Below are 13,895 nucleotides of genomic sequence, written 5' to 3' on the forward strand. Positions count from 1 at the left end.
TCAGCCGATGCGCAGGCGGGCCACGGCGTCCTCGTCCCATCGGACACCGGTCCCGGGTCGGTCGGGGGGCGACACCGCACCGTCGGTGACGGTCAGTGGCTCGAGCAGGATCGGGTCGGCCCAGTCGACGTACTCCAGCCAGTGGCAGGTGGGCGTCGCCGCCAGCAGGTGGGCCGACGCCTCCGGGTAGAGATGGCTGGACATCGGGAGGCCGGCGACGTCGGCCAGCGCGGCAGCGTCCAGCCAGCCGGTGACGCCACCGATGCGGTCCAGGTCGGGCATGACGAGATCGCTCGCCCCGACCTCGATCGCCGCCGCCATCGCGCGCGGTCCCGTGAAGTTCTCGCCGAGCTGCACGGGTGTGCGCAGCGCGGCGGCCAGCTCCGCGGCACCCCGGTGGTCGTCGTGCCGGATCGGCTCCTCGATCCAGGCGAGCCCTTCGTCGTCGAGCGCCCGGCAGCGCCGGTCGGCCTCCACCCTGGTCAGCGCCTGGTTGAAGTCGGCCATCACCGCGACGCCGCCCGGGGTCCCCTCGCCGAGCGCCCGGCGGACCGCGCGGACCGCGGCGAGGTCCTCGTCCGGGTCCGGGCGGCCCAATCGCATCTTGACCGCTCCGAAGCCCTCCGCCGCGAGCTCGACCGCCTCCTGCGCGGCCGTGGCGGGCGCGACCAGTCCGAGCCCGTTGCTGTTGTAGGCGGGAACGGGCCGGGGCTCGGCACCGAGCAGCCGCACGAGCGGCATGCCGGCCGCGACCGCCACGGCGTCCCAGCAGGCGACGTCGATCGTCGCCAGGACACCGGCGACCACGCCGCGGACCCCGACGAGCCGCATCCGCGCCGCCAGCGTCCGCCCGACCGTCGCGGGGTCCGCCGACGACCCGACGAGCAGGTCCTGCACGGACGCAGCGACCGCGACGGCCGCGTGGCCGACCCCGTCGAGGTAGCAGAACAGGTACGCGCGACCCGTGACGCCCTGCTCGGTGTGCATGTCGAGCAGCATCAGCGGAGCCTCGGTGACCTGGCCGCCGCTCGTGTGCAACGGCCGTCGCATCGGCACCCGCACGAGCCGCGCGTCGAGCCCCCGCACCGTGAGCGCCGGCTCGGCCATCCCCGTCACCCCGCTCGTCCGGCGGCGCCGGCCGCGTGCACCGACAGGATGTCGGCGATCGCGCGGTTCGCGGGCGCGGCCACACCGAGGTCGGCGGCGCGGGCGACGACGTCGCCGCTGAGCCAGGCGAGCTCGAGGCGGTTCCCGTGCTCGAGGTCGTGGTGCATCGAGGAGCTCATGGTCGCCGGGATGGTGTCGACGAAGGCGAGCCGGTCGTCGGCGTAGTCCTCCGGGAGCGCGACACCCTGCGCGCGACCGACCCGGACGACCTCGTCCATGACGTCGCGCAGGAAGGCCCGCGCCCGGGGCTCGTCCCGGATCGGTCCGATCGGCGTGCGCGCCAGGCTCGTGGTGCCCGAGAGCCCGACGAGGAAGACGAACTTCTCCCAGATCGTCTGCTCGATGCGGTCGCTGACCTCGACGTCGATACCGCTGTCGACACATGCGTCGTGCAGCGCAGCGGTCCGGGCCGAGGCCGTCCCGTCGTACTCCCCGAAGACGAGCCGCTGCAGCGTGTTGGCGTGCCGGATCACGCCGGGCTCGGCGATCGAGGCGGCGATGTAGCAGACCCCGCCCATGACGTGCCGGTCGCCGAGGACCCGGCGCAGGATCTCGTCCTTGGCCACGCCGTTCTGGAACGACACGACGGCCGTCCGCTCCCCGACCAGGGGCGCGACCTGTGCCGCGGCCTGCTCGGTGTCCCACAGCTTGACCGCGAACAACACCAGGTCGACCGGGTCGAGCTCGGCCGGGTCGTCGGTGACGGTGACGTCCGGCAGGGTGAGGTCGCCGAGCGGGCTGAGGACCCGCAACCCGTTCTCGCGCAACGCCTGCAGGTGTCGTCCGCGAGCGACGAACGCGACGTCGTGGCCGCCCTCGGCCAACCGGGCCCCGAAGTACCCGCCGACCCCGCCGGTGCCCATCACGGCGATCCGCATGCAGCGCCCCTTTCATGAATGCTCCGCCAAATATTTCATGTAAGAGCATGCAGTACAACCCGTCCGACGCCTCTCGAGGGCGGCGACGTGTACTAGAATCGGACTCGTGGGAAGGAGGCGGCAGTTCGACGTCGACGAGGCGCTCGACGCCGCGTTGCGCACGTTCTGGGAGCACGGGTTCGAGGCGTCGTCGATGCACACGCTCTGCGAGGCGATGCAGCTCCAGCCGGGCAGCGTCTACGCCGCGTTCGGCCCCAAGCGCGACCTCTTCACCGCTGCTCTGCGCCGCTACACCGAGACGGTGTCGGCCGATGCCGTCCGGCGCATCACCGCGCCCGCGAGCGGCGTGCAGGGCCTGCGCGACTACTTCGACCACCTGATCGACGCCATGGTCGACGGCGACCGGCGCTGGGGTTGCCTGATCACCAACTCGCTCGTCGAGTTCGCGGCCCGGGACCCGGAGCTCTCCGGCATGGTCGGCCTGCACCTCGCGAACCTGCGCGCGGCCTTCGAGGCCGCCCTGACGCGCGCGGCCGCCGCGGGCGAACTGCGCCCCGGTGCCGGCGCGGCCTCGGCCGACCTCCTGGTCGCCGTCGTCCAGGGGATGAACGTTCTGGCGAAGAGCCGGCCCGGCCGGGAGCGGCTGCGCGCGGTCGCCGACTCCGCCCTCGCCGGCCTCGTCGCCGAGCCGGCGACGGCGTCGTCTGCGACATAGCTTCCACGGCGGCGATACGGCTACCGACGGGCACCGCCTCGTCGATCGGACGACCGCCGTTCGGAGACCAGCCCGCTCGACGAACCCGCCGATGGCGCCGAGTGCGAACACCGGCGTCCCGTCGAGCGACAGCCGCGGTTCCGCGTCGGGCCCGCGCCGCAGCGCGTCCTTGCCGACGCAGAGCCACGGCCGCCCGCGCTGTCAGTTCCGGCAGGTCCCGCAGTATCCGGCGACGCACGTCGTGACGTGGTCGCCGACCCGGACGCCGCCCACGTCCGCGCCGGTCGCGACGACGACGCCGCCGCCACCTCGTGCCCGACCGCGCCCGGCTCGACGACGTGCGCGCGTACATCCGGTCGGTGGGAGGAGGAGCTCGAGGCAACGCGCGTCAAGATCCTGCTCAACGGCACGGAGTCCGGCCAGTTCGCCCAGGTCGACCCCCGGTTGTGCGCCCGTAGCATCCTGTGGCTCGGCCACCTGTGGGCGTTGAACCGCGGCGGGGTCCGGTCCCAGATGTCGCTCGACGAGTTCATCGCGGCCCAGACCGCGTTCTTCTTCGCCGCCCTGCGGCCGGCCGCCTGACCACGCCCGGGCGGGTGCCGCCCGTGGAGCGGCGACGGCGGGGACTCATCCCGGGCGACGGGACACCGCGTAGCTGATCATGGTGACCTCGGTGCCGGCGCCGTCGCCGGGCCTGGCGCCGTGTCCGTGCTCCGGGATGCCGGGGCGGATCGTCACCTCGTCCATCAGGTCGTTGATCAGCTGCAGACCGAGGCCGTCGGCCTGCAGCACGCCCAGCGAGTTCCACGACCCCCAGTCACGCACCACCACCCGCACCCGCCGGGTCCCGGCGGCGGCCAGCACCACCGCCTCCACCGACACCGCCCCCCACAGCCCGGCCACCGTTCCGGCAGCCACGCCCTCCACCGGCGGGTACGCGTGCAGGGCGACGTTGTCGACGGCCTCGCCCACGGCCGCGACGATCCCGACCGCCTGCACCAGTGGCCAGCCCACGATCTCCAACCAGGCCGACACTTCCGTCCGGGCCACTCCCCCGGCCCACTCCTCGGCCCGCAGCGTCATCGAGCACGGCCGTCCACCGGGCGCCTCGTCGTCGGTCGGTCGTCGGACCACTTCCCGGTTCCCCCACCACGGCGTGACTGCGCCACGACCCCGGCAAACCCGTCGGCGAGGGCCGATCGTCGCTCCAGTGCGCCCGAACCCGACCTGTCACCTGAACGGGCGGTTCACACTAGCAGTCACCCCGCACCGCACCAATCCCTCCGTCCTCCTGACCTGCTGAAACGGGGCCGCACCGCCGGGCGACGCCGCCCCGCGCAGGCAGCAGGCAGGACTTGCGCGTGCCGCACCAGGCCGGGAGACGTCGGGCCGAGGACCTCGCGTCGAGGCAACCACGCGGTCCCCGGTCGGTCGCCGAGCCGCGCCCGTCGGCGCCGGTAACGGATCTCCGTACGGGGCCGAAGTCCTCGGCGTCAGGCGTCGACCACGTCGGGTGGTCCGACCGGTTGAGATCGGCTCGTCCGGATGGTGGAGTAGGGGGCACGAGGGAGGCGGGCGATGGTGCTCGACGGGGGGCCGGAGGCGGGGCCGGGTTCCCTCGTGGGCCGCGACGCGCAGTTGGCGGTGCTGTCGCGCTGGTTCGATCGGGCGGCCGCGGGTCACGCCGCGCGGGTACTCGTGGGCGGCGACGCGGGTGTCGGCAAGACGGCGCTGGTCGACGCGTTCGTCGCCGGTCTGCCCGACGCCGTCGTCGTACGGGTCGAGGCGGACGGGGACCGACGACCCGGTGCGTTCCAGGAGCTGGTGGCGGCAGAGCTGGGTGCCGACCGCGCCCGGGACCCGACGAGCCTGCTCGAGCGGCTCGGGGCACGTCAGGAGGAGGGGCCGGTCGTCATCGTGCTGCACGACCTGCACGATGTCGACGAGGAGTCGGCGATCGGCCTGGCCCGCACCGTACGGAGGCTGCACGCCGACCGCGTCCTCGTCGTCGCCACCGCCCGGGGCGACGGGCTCGGCCGGGTGTGGACGTCGTTGTTCGCCGACGGCCCTGACGCCGCGACGCTGCGGCTCGGCGGGCTCGATCCCGACGGTGTGCGGGAGCTCGTGTTCCGGCTGCGGCCCGGCCGGTGGAGCCGCGCGGTCACGTCGCGGCTGCACGCCGAGACCGAGGGCAACCCGCTGCACCTGACGACGTTGCTGCGCGAGCTGCCCGACGACGTGCTGCGCGGCGACTCGCCCTTGCCCGCGCCGCGCGCGCTCGCCGACGAGATCGCGAGCCGGACCGCGCGGCTGTCCGACGACGCCCACCGGGTCCTGGCCTGTCTCGTGGTGCTCGCCCGTCCCGCCGGGCGCAGCCTGCTGGCGCGCCTGACCGAGCTCGCGGACGTCGACGTCGACGCGGCCGCGCGGGAGCTGACGGCGGCCGGCCTGGTCGACGTCCTCGCTCTCGGCGCTCGGTCCACGATGCGAGTGCGCCATCCGCTGGTGCGAGCATCGGTGTACGACCGCCTGGATCCCTTGTGGCGCAGGGAGATTCATCTCGACCTCGCCGCAGCCGTCGGGGGCACGGCCGAGCTGGCCCATCGCGTTGCGGCCGCCGAGGGCCGCCCCGACCCCGGTCTCGCCGACGACCTGGAGGCCGCCGCGCGGTCCGAGCCGACCGACGTCCGTGCGGCCGCGACCCGGTTGCTCGACGCCGCCGATCTCAGCCCGACGGCCGAGCTGGCCGAACGTCGGCTGCTCGCCGCGTGCGTCCTGCTGGTCGACGCCTACGACACCGACCGGCTCCTCGCCCGCGCTCCCGCGGTCCGGGCCGCCCGGCCGTGCCCCGAGCGCGACGTCGCGCTGGGATTCCTGCTCAGCCGGGATGCGGACCCTGCCGCGCACGCCCACCTGGAGAGCGCCCTGGAGGCCGCCGACGGCGATCCCGAGGTCCGTGCGCTCGCCGGGGTGCGGCTGGCGTTGGAACACATCTTCCGGGGCCGGGGTGTCGCGGCAGCGGCGGCCGCGGCGCGGGTGCCGGAGCTGACCCGCCGCCCGGTCCGCGCCGAGCAGGCGCTGGTCCTGCACGCTCTCGGTCGCGCGCTGAGCGAGGGGCCAGACGCCGGGCTCGACGTGCTGGCCGGGCACGTCGACCACGCGCTCGGGGCGGACCCTGCGATCACGGAGGGGACCCTGCACCTCGCGGCAGGGCGGATCGCGGCCGCGCGTTCCCGGCTGGAGGAGGGAATCGCCCGCTCGCGGCGCGGCGCACCCTCGTCGAGCACGCACCGCGCGCACTGCCACCTCGTCGAGGTTCTCTACCGCACCGGGCGTTGGGACCTCGCCGAGGCACAGGCCGACATCGCGCTCACCTGGTTCGTCGACGGTGACCGGGGTTGGGCGGAGTCGACCGCCCACGCGGTTGCCGCACTGGTACCGGCCGCCCGCGGGCAGCGCGACCGCGCCGCGGAGCACTGCGCCGCGGCGCGCGCGTCGTTGGAACGGACGTTCAACCCTCAGGGCGCCCACGCACTCGCCCTGGCAGAGGCGACACTGTGCCGGGCCCTCGGGGACGCCGACGGGATGGCGCGAGCGCTGCGCCGGGTGCCGGCGACCGCGGCGGCCGGCGGGATGTCGTCGGCGCCGTTCGCACCGTGGCGGCCGCTGCATGCCGAGGCGCTCGTCGGGAGCGGGGACCTCGCCGGAGCCCGCGCCGCGCTGCGATCCTGGCCGCGCACCGGTGCACCACTGTGGTTCCGGCTCGCCCGCCACCAGGTCCAGGCCAGGCTGGCGTTGGCCACCGGCGACACCGCCGCCGCCGAGATCACGCTGCGCGCTGCCGTGGCGACGGCCGAGCGCCACCCCGACGAGGTCGCCGACGAGTGCCCGGTGGAGCTCGCCGAGATCCGTGTGCTGCTGGGCGGGCTCCCGCACGTCCCCGACGGCCCCGAGCAGCTGCGAGCCGCGGCCGCCGTGTTCACCGAGATCGCCGCGACGCCGTGGCTGGACCGGATCCGCGCCGCGTCCACGCCGGCGGAGGCCGACCACGGCGACGCCGGGGCGCCGCCGCTCACCCCGCGCGAACGCCAGGTCGCCGACCTCGTCGCCCGGGGCCTGACCAGCCGGGAGGCCGCCGAGGTCCTCTGGGTCACCCCGAAGGCCGTGGACTTCCACCTCGGCAACGTGTTCGCGAAGCTCGGCATCTCCTCCCGGCGCCAGCTGCGGGGCCGCACCTTCGCCTGAGGCCTGGGTGTTTCTCCCAGTGCTTGCGCGGTCGCCCGCGGGCACCGTCGGTCCCGGTGATCCCGGCGGCTCGCCGGGGCCGGACGGCCGAGGAGGGACCGTGCGCAACAGCATCGCAGCGGGCTTCGCGCCCTGGATCGTGTTCTGGGTGGTGTCCTCGCCCAGCACCTGGCAGTGGGCGTCGCTGGTCGCGCTCGTCATCTCGATCGGGCTCGTCGTCCCGTCGCTCCGCAAGCACGAGGGCGTCTCCGCACTCGACGTGGCGGGCCTGGTGTTCTTCGCCGTCCTGTCGGTCCTCGCGCTCGTCGTCGAGCGGTCGGCGCTGGAGACCCTCGAGAACTACGCGCAGGCCATCTCGATGGGGCTGCTCGCCGTGGTCGCGATCGGGGGCGTCCTGATCGGGCGGCCGTTCACCGCGTACTACGCCCGCCGCGAGGTGCCGCGAGAGCTCTGGGGGACGCGCGAGTTCCGGCGGATCAACCGTGTCATCAGCCTGGTCTGGGGTGCGGCGTTCGTCGTGGTCGCCGTCGCCGGGTTCGTCGCCGTCCGCTGGTCGGTCGCGGTCGACGTGCTGGAGTGGGTCGTGCCCGCGGTCGTGATCGTCGCGGCGGCGAAGTTCACCCAGGCCTACACCGGTCACGACGACGGACCGCCCGCATCGCACGACACGGCCGCCGGGACGACGTCGGGGCGTGCGTCGTGACGCTGCTACCCACCGGGGCGCACCCGGTCCCCGTCGACGTCTCGCTCGTCCCCGAGCTCTCCGGCCTGTTCGCGCCGACGACGGCCGAGCGCGACATCGGCCCGCTCGAGGTCGTCGGCGAGCTGCCGCCCGAGCTCGACGGGACCTACCTGCGCAACGGACCCAACCCGCGCTTCACCCCGATCGGCTCCTACACCTACCCGCTCGACGGTGACGGGATGATCCACGCCGTCCGCATCGACGACGGCCGGGTCAGCTACTCCAACCGTTTCGTCGAGACGCCCGCGCTCCGGGCCGAGGAACGAGCCGGGCACGCCCTGTGGAGCGGGCTGATGACGATGTACCGGCCCGACGCCACGGAGGTCGGGGCCGGGCTCGCGGGCACCCGCAAGGACCTGCCCGACATCAACGTCGTCCGGCACGCCGGCCGGACGCTCGCACTCGCGGAGGCGGCGCCGCCCTTCGCGCTCTCGCCGGAGCTGGCGACCCTGGGTCGTGAGACGTTCGGCGGGGCCCTGCCCGCCGGGATCACCGCGCATCCCAAGATCGACCCGCGGACCGGCGAACTGCTCGTCTTCTGCTACGGCATCGAGGCACCGTTCCTGACCTGGTCGGTCGTCGGACCGGACGGGACGATCCGGCGGACGCCAACCGTCGTCGACGGCGTCGAACGGCCGACGATGATCCACGACATGGCGATCACCGACCGGTTCGTCGTGCTCGTCGTCGCGCCGTACTACTTCGACATCGCCGCGGCGATGTCCGGCGGCAGCCTGCTCACCTGGCGTCCCGAGGACGGCACCCGGATCGCGCTCGTGCCCCGCGACGGCTCGCCGACCCGCTGGCTCGCGACCGACGCGTTCTGGTGCTGGCACCTGGCCAACGCCTTCGACGACGGACCGGCGCCCGGCGGTGCCGGCGGCGCGGGCCCCGGGCCCGACGGTGCCGTCGTCGTCGACTACGTGCAGTGGGACCGACCCGGTACCGACGACCCTGCCGACGAGCAACACGCCATGCTCGTTCGCGCCCGGCTCGACCTCGGCCGCGGCACGGTCGTCCGGACCCCCGCGCACGACCGGCGGGTCGAGTTCCCGCGCATCGACGACCGCGTCCTCGGCCGCCGCCACGACCGGGTCGCGACGATCGCCACCCGACCCGACGACCCGCAGCTCGCCGACACCCTCGTCGTCACCGACCTCGCCGGTGGCCACGACGCGCACTGGCGCGCACCCGAGCTGGCGCTGGGCGAGCCCGTGCACCTCCCCCGCCCCGGCGACCCCGATCCAGGCCACGGCTGGTGGGCCACGCTCGCCGTGGACCGGCGCGAGGACGTCAGCTGGTTCCTCGTGCTGCCCGCCGACGACCCGGCCGCGGGCCCGGTCGCGCGGGTCCGCATCCCCGTCCGTGTTCCGCTCGGCCTGCACGGCGTCTGGCTGCCGTCCAACCGCTGACCTTCTCGTCCGGACCAGGAGACTTTCGTGAACCCGTCCTACGGACCCGTCTTCATCCCGGCGATCGCGCTCATCGGTGCGCTCGTCCACATCGGCCTGACCCGCCACCGCACACCGGAACGAACCCTGACGATCGCCCTGCTCTGGGGCCTGGTCGTGGCGCTCGGGGTCGGCGAGATCGTCACCGCCGGCTCCCACCTGCTCTTCGGGCCGGCAACCGCCGCCCAGATCGGCTTCCCCGCGGGCAACCCGTTCCAGACGGAGGTCGGCGTCGCCAACCTCTCCTACGGAGTCCTCGGCATCGCCTGTTACTGGCTACGGGGCGGGTTCTGGACCGCCACCGTCCTCGGCTACCTCGTGTACTTCTGGGGCTGCGGGATCGACCACATCTACCAGTACGCCGCGCACGGCAACACCGCTCCGTACAACTGGGGACCGATCGTCCCCATCGTCTTCGGGGTCCCGCTCGTACTCGCGATCCTGCTCGTCGCGCTGCACCGGGTGCGGCGCCGGCCCGACCGGCCGGCGCAGGCGCCGACCGGGCAGGCCGTCCCGTCGGCACCGAGCAGCCCCTGAGCTCGTCGCGGCGAGGTGCCGCGGCTCGCGACGAGACGTGTCGACGCGCCGCCGCCCGGCCGCCTGCGTGCGGCCGGGCGGCGCTGCCCGTCGACGCCCGGGACCTGCGGTGGTGGCAGCCCTGGCCACCGTGCGCCGGGCGCGGCATGCCTCGCAGGCGTGGTCCACCTGTCGGATCGCACCCGATCACCCCATGCTCGGCTCGGCTGCCCCGCGCGGTCGCGCCGGCAACGTCACGATCCCGTCGGGCGCCAGCGCGCTACGGAGCTGGCGCCGCGAGCTGATCGAGAGTTTGCCGAAGACCCTGCGCAGGTGCCACTCGACGGTCCGAGGGCTGAGGAACAGCCGTGCGGCGATCTCGGGGTTCGTCATGCCCTCGCGCACCATCAGTGCGATCTGCCGTTCCTGAGCGGTCAGCTCGTCGCCGGCCGGCACCGCACCGCGTCCCGGGACGGCTGCCCCCACGGCGCGCAGCTCGCGCCGGGTCCGTGCCGCGAACGCCTCCATACCGATCGAGACGAACAGATCGTGCGCGATGCGCAGCTGCGTGCGGGCCTCCGACCGGCGGCCCCGCCGGCGGAGCCATTCCCCGTACACCAGATGGGTGCGAGCGAGGTCCGGTCGGAGGCGGGTTCCGCGGAAGTACTCGACGGCCTCGCGGAACGCGTCCCCACCATCCCCGGCCAGGCCACGCGAGCGGGCCTCGACGCCGAGCCCCCACGGGCCCTGCGAACCCCGGACATGGGCCCGCAGCCGCTCCAGCGCCTCGGCCGTCCCGCGCTCGTCCCCACTGCGCGAGGCCGCCTCGACGAGCTCGGCCAGGGCCCATGCCGAGACGAACAGCTCGGGCATGTCGTCCGCGGCCGCCCGGGCCGCGTCGAGCGCCTCATCGTAGCGGCCGAGTGCGTTCAGCACGACCGACCGCGCCCAGCGGGCGTACTGGACGGCGGTGCCCTCGCCCTCGGCGGTCGCCTCGGCGATGGTCGCGTCGACCAGCGGCAGTGCCTCGCTCTCCCGGCCGCGCAGCGCGGCAAGCACGAGAGCGCCGTAGTGGGCGACGTGCGTGCCCGTCGCCTCTCGGACCGCGTCCGCCTCCGCCTCGAGCGACGTCGCCGTACCGAAGTCGCCGGCGAGCGCCGCAACCTGCTCGAGCACGTTGACGCCGACGGCGAGGACCGCCAGGGCCCCGGCTTGGCGCGCGACGTCCACCTGGCGCAGCGCGGTGGCCAGACACAACTCGAAGTCCCACGCGCTCGCAGCCGCCGCCGTGGCCAACCATCCCCAGCGAAGGACCTCCTCGCCGGTGACTTCGTCCGCGGCGAACGCGCTCGCGGCGCGCTCGAGCATCGGGACCGCGGTGTCTCGCCCGTCGGTGAACAGCAGCGCCAGCGCGTCGAGGAGCAGGTCGCCCGCCCTCACCGGCCCCTCCGGACGCGGCGCGGCGGCAGCTGCGGCGGAGACCTCGTGCAGGTCCCCCGCCGTGGCCGAGCTGCCGGCGAACAGGGCCGCGCTCCACGCGTCGAGGTAGGTGTCCCTCGCGAGCCGGGCGTCGAGCGGCTCCAGGGTCCGAGCGGCGCGCAGGAGCAGTGGTGGGGCGTCACTGCCGTGCCGCTGCGCGAACGCAGCCTCCGCCCGCAGGAGGTCGATGCGAGCCCGACCGAACTCGTCGAGTTCGGCGGTCTCGGCCAGGGCGAGCAGCTCCAGCGCCGGCCCGAAGGCCCCCGCCGCCACGCTCGCCCGGGCGGCGGACAGGGCGCGGTCGGTGCGGCGCGCCGGGTCCGCCGTCAGTTCGACGGCACGCTGCAGGAAGGCGGCCGCGGCCGTGAGGCCACCCCGGGCCTGGGCCCGGTCGGCCGAATGCTCGAGCTCTGCGGCCACGGCGTCGTCGGGTTCGATCGCGGCCGATGCGAGATGCCACGCGCGGCGGTCGGGATCGGTCCGTGCGTCGGTCACCGCCGCCAGTGCCGAGTGGACCGCTCGGCGGTCGGCCGGGTCCGCGGCCCGGTACACCGCCGACCGGACGAGCGGGTGGCGGAACGTGACCCGGGCGTCGACGGTCAGCAGGCCGTCGGTGCCGTTCGCCATCGCCCGCGCCTGCGTCATCCCGAGGAGCTCCACGGCTCGCCGCACGAGGGTGGGATCTCCGGTCGGTTCGGCCGCGGCGACCAGCAGCAACCGTCGGGAGTCGGCGGGCAGCGACTCGACCCGGGACAGGAAGCTCTCCTCGATGTGCCCGGGGAGGGCACCCGCCTGCAGCAGGCCGAACCCGCCCGCCATCTGGTTCACCGTCAGCCCGCGCGGAAGCTCGAGGAGGGCCAGTGGGTTGCCGTCGCTCTCCGCGACGATCCGGTCCCGAACGTGCTCGTCCAGTGGTGCGGGACTTGCGGACTCCAGAAGGGCGCGGGAGTCGGGGGCGGACAAACCGGTGATCTCGACCTCCGGCAGTCCGCGCAGCTCGTGCCCAGGTCTGCGGGTCCCGAAGAGGACCACGATCCGCTCCGCCAGCAGCCGTCGTGCGACGAAGCCGAGCACCTGTGCCGAGGCCCGGTCCAGCCACTGCGCGTCGTCGACCACGCACAGCACGGGACGTTCCTCCGCGGCGTCGGACATCAGGCTCAGCACCGCCAGGCCCACGAGGAAACGATCCGGCGCCGGCCCCGCACGGACCCCGAACACCGTCTGGAGGGCTGCACACTGCGGGCCCGGGAGCCGTTGCAGGCGGTCCAGCAGGGGCATGCACAGCTGGTGCAGGGCGGCGAACGCCAGCTCCATCTCCGACTCCACACCGGCGGCCCGCAGCACACGCATGTCGTCCGCGGACCGCGCCACGTGCTCGAGGAGCGCGGACTTCCCGACCCCGGCCGCGCCGGCGACCACGAGTACGCGGCTGTCGCCCTCTCGCGCGGCGGCGACCGACCGGTCCAGGGTGGCGATCTCCTCCCGCCGGCCGAGCAGTGCACCGTCCGGCCACGGGCCGACGCCCTTCCGTCGTTGCCGCGCCATCGTCCGCCCTCTGCCGGGTGCCGGTGCTCTCGGCGACGGACCGGGCCGGCCTGCCGCCGGTCGCGTCGAAGGGCAGCCAGCTTATAGCCGCACGCGAAATGCGCCTATAGGCGAGAGGGGCAACATCCGCGGCCGATCAGCGGAGCTGCTGGCCTCCGTCGACGTCGTACACCGCTCCGGTGAGCGCGGAGTTCACCATGAGGTGCACGGCGAGCGCGGCGACGTCGTCGCCGGTGACGACCCGGCGGATGGGCAGGGACGCCCGGAGCTGCGCCCGGCGCGCGTCGAGCTCGTCGCCGAGCAGCGACGCCGAGAGGGGTGTGTCCACGAAGCCGGCCGCGACGAGGTTGACCCGGACCGGCGCCAGCTCGACGGCGAGAGCAGCGACGAGGGCGGGCAGCCCGACGGTCAGCAGCGCGGTGACGGCGAGACCGGCTGCGGGTCGTCGGCCACCGGTCCCACCCATCAGCAGCAGCGTGCCGCCGGGACGGACCGTCCGGGCGGACTGCCGGGCGACCTCGAGGACGAGGCGGACGTGGTCGCCGACGTGGCGGGCCGCGTCGGAGATGTCCATCTCGGCCAGCGGCGCGTAGTACGGGCTCCCGGCCGTGACCATGACGTGGTCGACCTGTGTCGGAAGACCGTCGAAGAAGGTCCGGAGCCGGTCCGGATCGTGAGCGTCGAACGCCGCGTACCGGCGGGCGCCGAGATCGTCGGCGGCACGGTGGAGCCGGTCCGGGTCCCGCGCGGTGAGCACGACGTCGGCGCCCTCGGCGCGGGCGGCCCGGGCCGTCGAGAGCCCGATCCCCGAGCTCCCTCCGATGACGACGACGGTCTGCCCGACCAGGCCGGGCTCGCGCCGCGTCGTCGCGTCGTTGCTGAGTGCGGTCATGACTTCCTCCCATTCAGGCGGGGACGGAGACGCCCGGTCAGCAGGCCTCCGGTTCGTTCGACAACGGTCGCCTCGTGGCGGTGCCGCCGGGGGCCGCGGCAGCATGTGGTGACGACGATCCGGACGGTGAGGAACCTGCGGCACCGTTCCACGTGGACCGCCGGACCGAGGGGCGCGCCGCACACCGAGCAGGGTGCGAGTTCCACGAGCACCTCGTAGAGGGCCGCGGCGACGTCGAGATCGTCGGAGCCGATGCCCCGGTTCG

At 74.5% G+C, this 13,895-nt stretch carries 11 protein-coding genes; 6 read left to right on the top strand and 5 right to left on the bottom strand.

The features are described 5' to 3' along the window. Positions 1–1,107 (bottom strand): enolase C-terminal domain-like protein, encoded by a 1,107-nt coding sequence (locus PSED_RS21670; protein WP_041761976.1) that lies wholly within the window; start codon positions 1,105–1,107, stop codon positions 1–3. Between the two features lie 5 nt (positions 1,108–1,112). Next, on the bottom strand, positions 1,113–2,045 hold the full coding sequence (locus PSED_RS21675; protein ID WP_013676387.1) for a ketopantoate reductase family protein: 933 nt from the start codon (positions 2,043–2,045) through the stop codon (positions 1,113–1,115). Between the two features lie 106 nt (positions 2,046–2,151). Between PSED_RS21675 and PSED_RS21680 the strand changes: the two genes are divergently transcribed. After that, complete coding sequence (locus PSED_RS21680) at positions 2,152–2,760, top strand: TetR/AcrR family transcriptional regulator (protein ID WP_013676388.1); 609 nt, start codon at positions 2,152–2,154, stop codon at positions 2,758–2,760. A gap of 246 nt (positions 2,761–3,006) precedes the next feature. Beyond that, on the top strand, positions 3,007–3,342 hold the full coding sequence (locus PSED_RS21685; protein ID WP_041759940.1) for a hypothetical protein: 336 nt from the start codon (positions 3,007–3,009) through the stop codon (positions 3,340–3,342). Between the two features lie 45 nt (positions 3,343–3,387). Here PSED_RS21685 and PSED_RS21690 read toward each other — a convergent pair whose 3' ends face one another. Further along, positions 3,388–3,843 carry an ATP-binding protein gene (locus tag PSED_RS21690; RefSeq protein ID WP_013676389.1) on the bottom strand — a complete coding sequence of 152 codons (456 nt, stop codon included), beginning with the start codon at positions 3,841–3,843 and terminating at the stop codon, positions 3,388–3,390. Between the two features lie 495 nt (positions 3,844–4,338). Here PSED_RS21690 and PSED_RS21695 point away from each other — a divergent pair, with 495 nt between their 5' ends. From PSED_RS21695 to PSED_RS21710, 4 genes are all read left to right on the top strand, one after another. Next, positions 4,339–7,005: a helix-turn-helix transcriptional regulator gene (locus tag PSED_RS21695; protein ID WP_013676390.1), complete on the top strand. Its 2,667-nt coding sequence runs from the start codon at positions 4,339–4,341 to the stop codon at positions 7,003–7,005. A 100-nt stretch (positions 7,006–7,105) separates the two neighbouring features. Next, positions 7,106–7,708 (top strand): DUF3159 domain-containing protein, encoded by a 603-nt coding sequence (locus PSED_RS21700; RefSeq protein WP_013676391.1) that lies wholly within the window; start codon positions 7,106–7,108, stop codon positions 7,706–7,708. Continuing rightward, positions 7,705–9,159, top strand: a complete 1,455-nt coding sequence (locus PSED_RS21705) for a carotenoid oxygenase family protein (RefSeq protein WP_013676392.1) — start codon at positions 7,705–7,707, stop codon at positions 9,157–9,159. Before PSED_RS21700 ends, PSED_RS21705 begins: the two co-directional genes overlap by 4 nt. 27 nt (positions 9,160–9,186) lie before the next feature. Beyond that, complete coding sequence (locus PSED_RS21710) at positions 9,187–9,735, top strand: DUF6790 family protein (protein WP_013676393.1); 549 nt, start codon at positions 9,187–9,189, stop codon at positions 9,733–9,735. Positions 9,736–9,921: 186 nt separating this feature from the next. Here the strand turns inward: PSED_RS21710 and PSED_RS21715 are convergent, their stop codons facing one another. Further along, positions 9,922–12,738 carry an ATP-binding protein gene (locus PSED_RS21715; RefSeq protein ID WP_013676394.1) on the bottom strand — a complete coding sequence of 939 codons (2,817 nt, stop codon included), beginning with the start codon at positions 12,736–12,738 and terminating at the stop codon, positions 9,922–9,924. Positions 12,739–12,874: 136 nt separating this feature from the next. Then, the gene (locus PSED_RS21720; RefSeq protein ID WP_013676395.1) at positions 12,875–13,630 is read right to left on the bottom strand and encodes an SDR family oxidoreductase; all 756 of its coding nucleotides are present in this window, start codon (positions 13,628–13,630) and stop codon (positions 12,875–12,877) included. Between the last annotated feature and the right edge of the window lie 265 nt (positions 13,631–13,895).

Source organism: Pseudonocardia benzenivorans CB1190, assembly GCF_000196675.2.
Lineage (GTDB): Bacteria > Actinomycetota > Actinomycetes > Mycobacteriales > Pseudonocardiaceae > Pseudonocardia > Pseudonocardia benzenivorans.

Bases quoted from the DNA above. Each gene is read 5' to 3' on its own strand.
- PSED_RS21670 (WP_041761976.1), bottom strand. From the start codon at position 1,107: ATGGCCGAGCCGGCGCTCACGGTGCGGGGGCTCGACGCGCGGCTCGTG.
- PSED_RS21675 (WP_013676387.1), bottom strand. From the start codon at position 2,045: ATGCGGATCGCCGTGATGGGCACCGGCGGGGTCGGCGGGTACTTCGGG.
- PSED_RS21690 (WP_013676389.1), bottom strand. From the start codon at position 3,843: ATGACGCTGCGGGCCGAGGAGTGGGCCGGGGGAGTGGCCCGGACGGAA.
- PSED_RS21695 (WP_013676390.1), top strand. From the start codon at position 4,339: ATGGTGCTCGACGGGGGGCCGGAGGCGGGGCCGGGTTCCCTCGTGGGC.
- PSED_RS21715 (WP_013676394.1), bottom strand. From the start codon at position 12,738: ATGGCGCGGCAACGACGGAAGGGCGTCGGCCCGTGGCCGGACGGTGCA.
- PSED_RS21720 (WP_013676395.1), bottom strand. From the start codon at position 13,630: ATGACCGCACTCAGCAACGACGCGACGACGCGGCGCGAGCCCGGCCTG.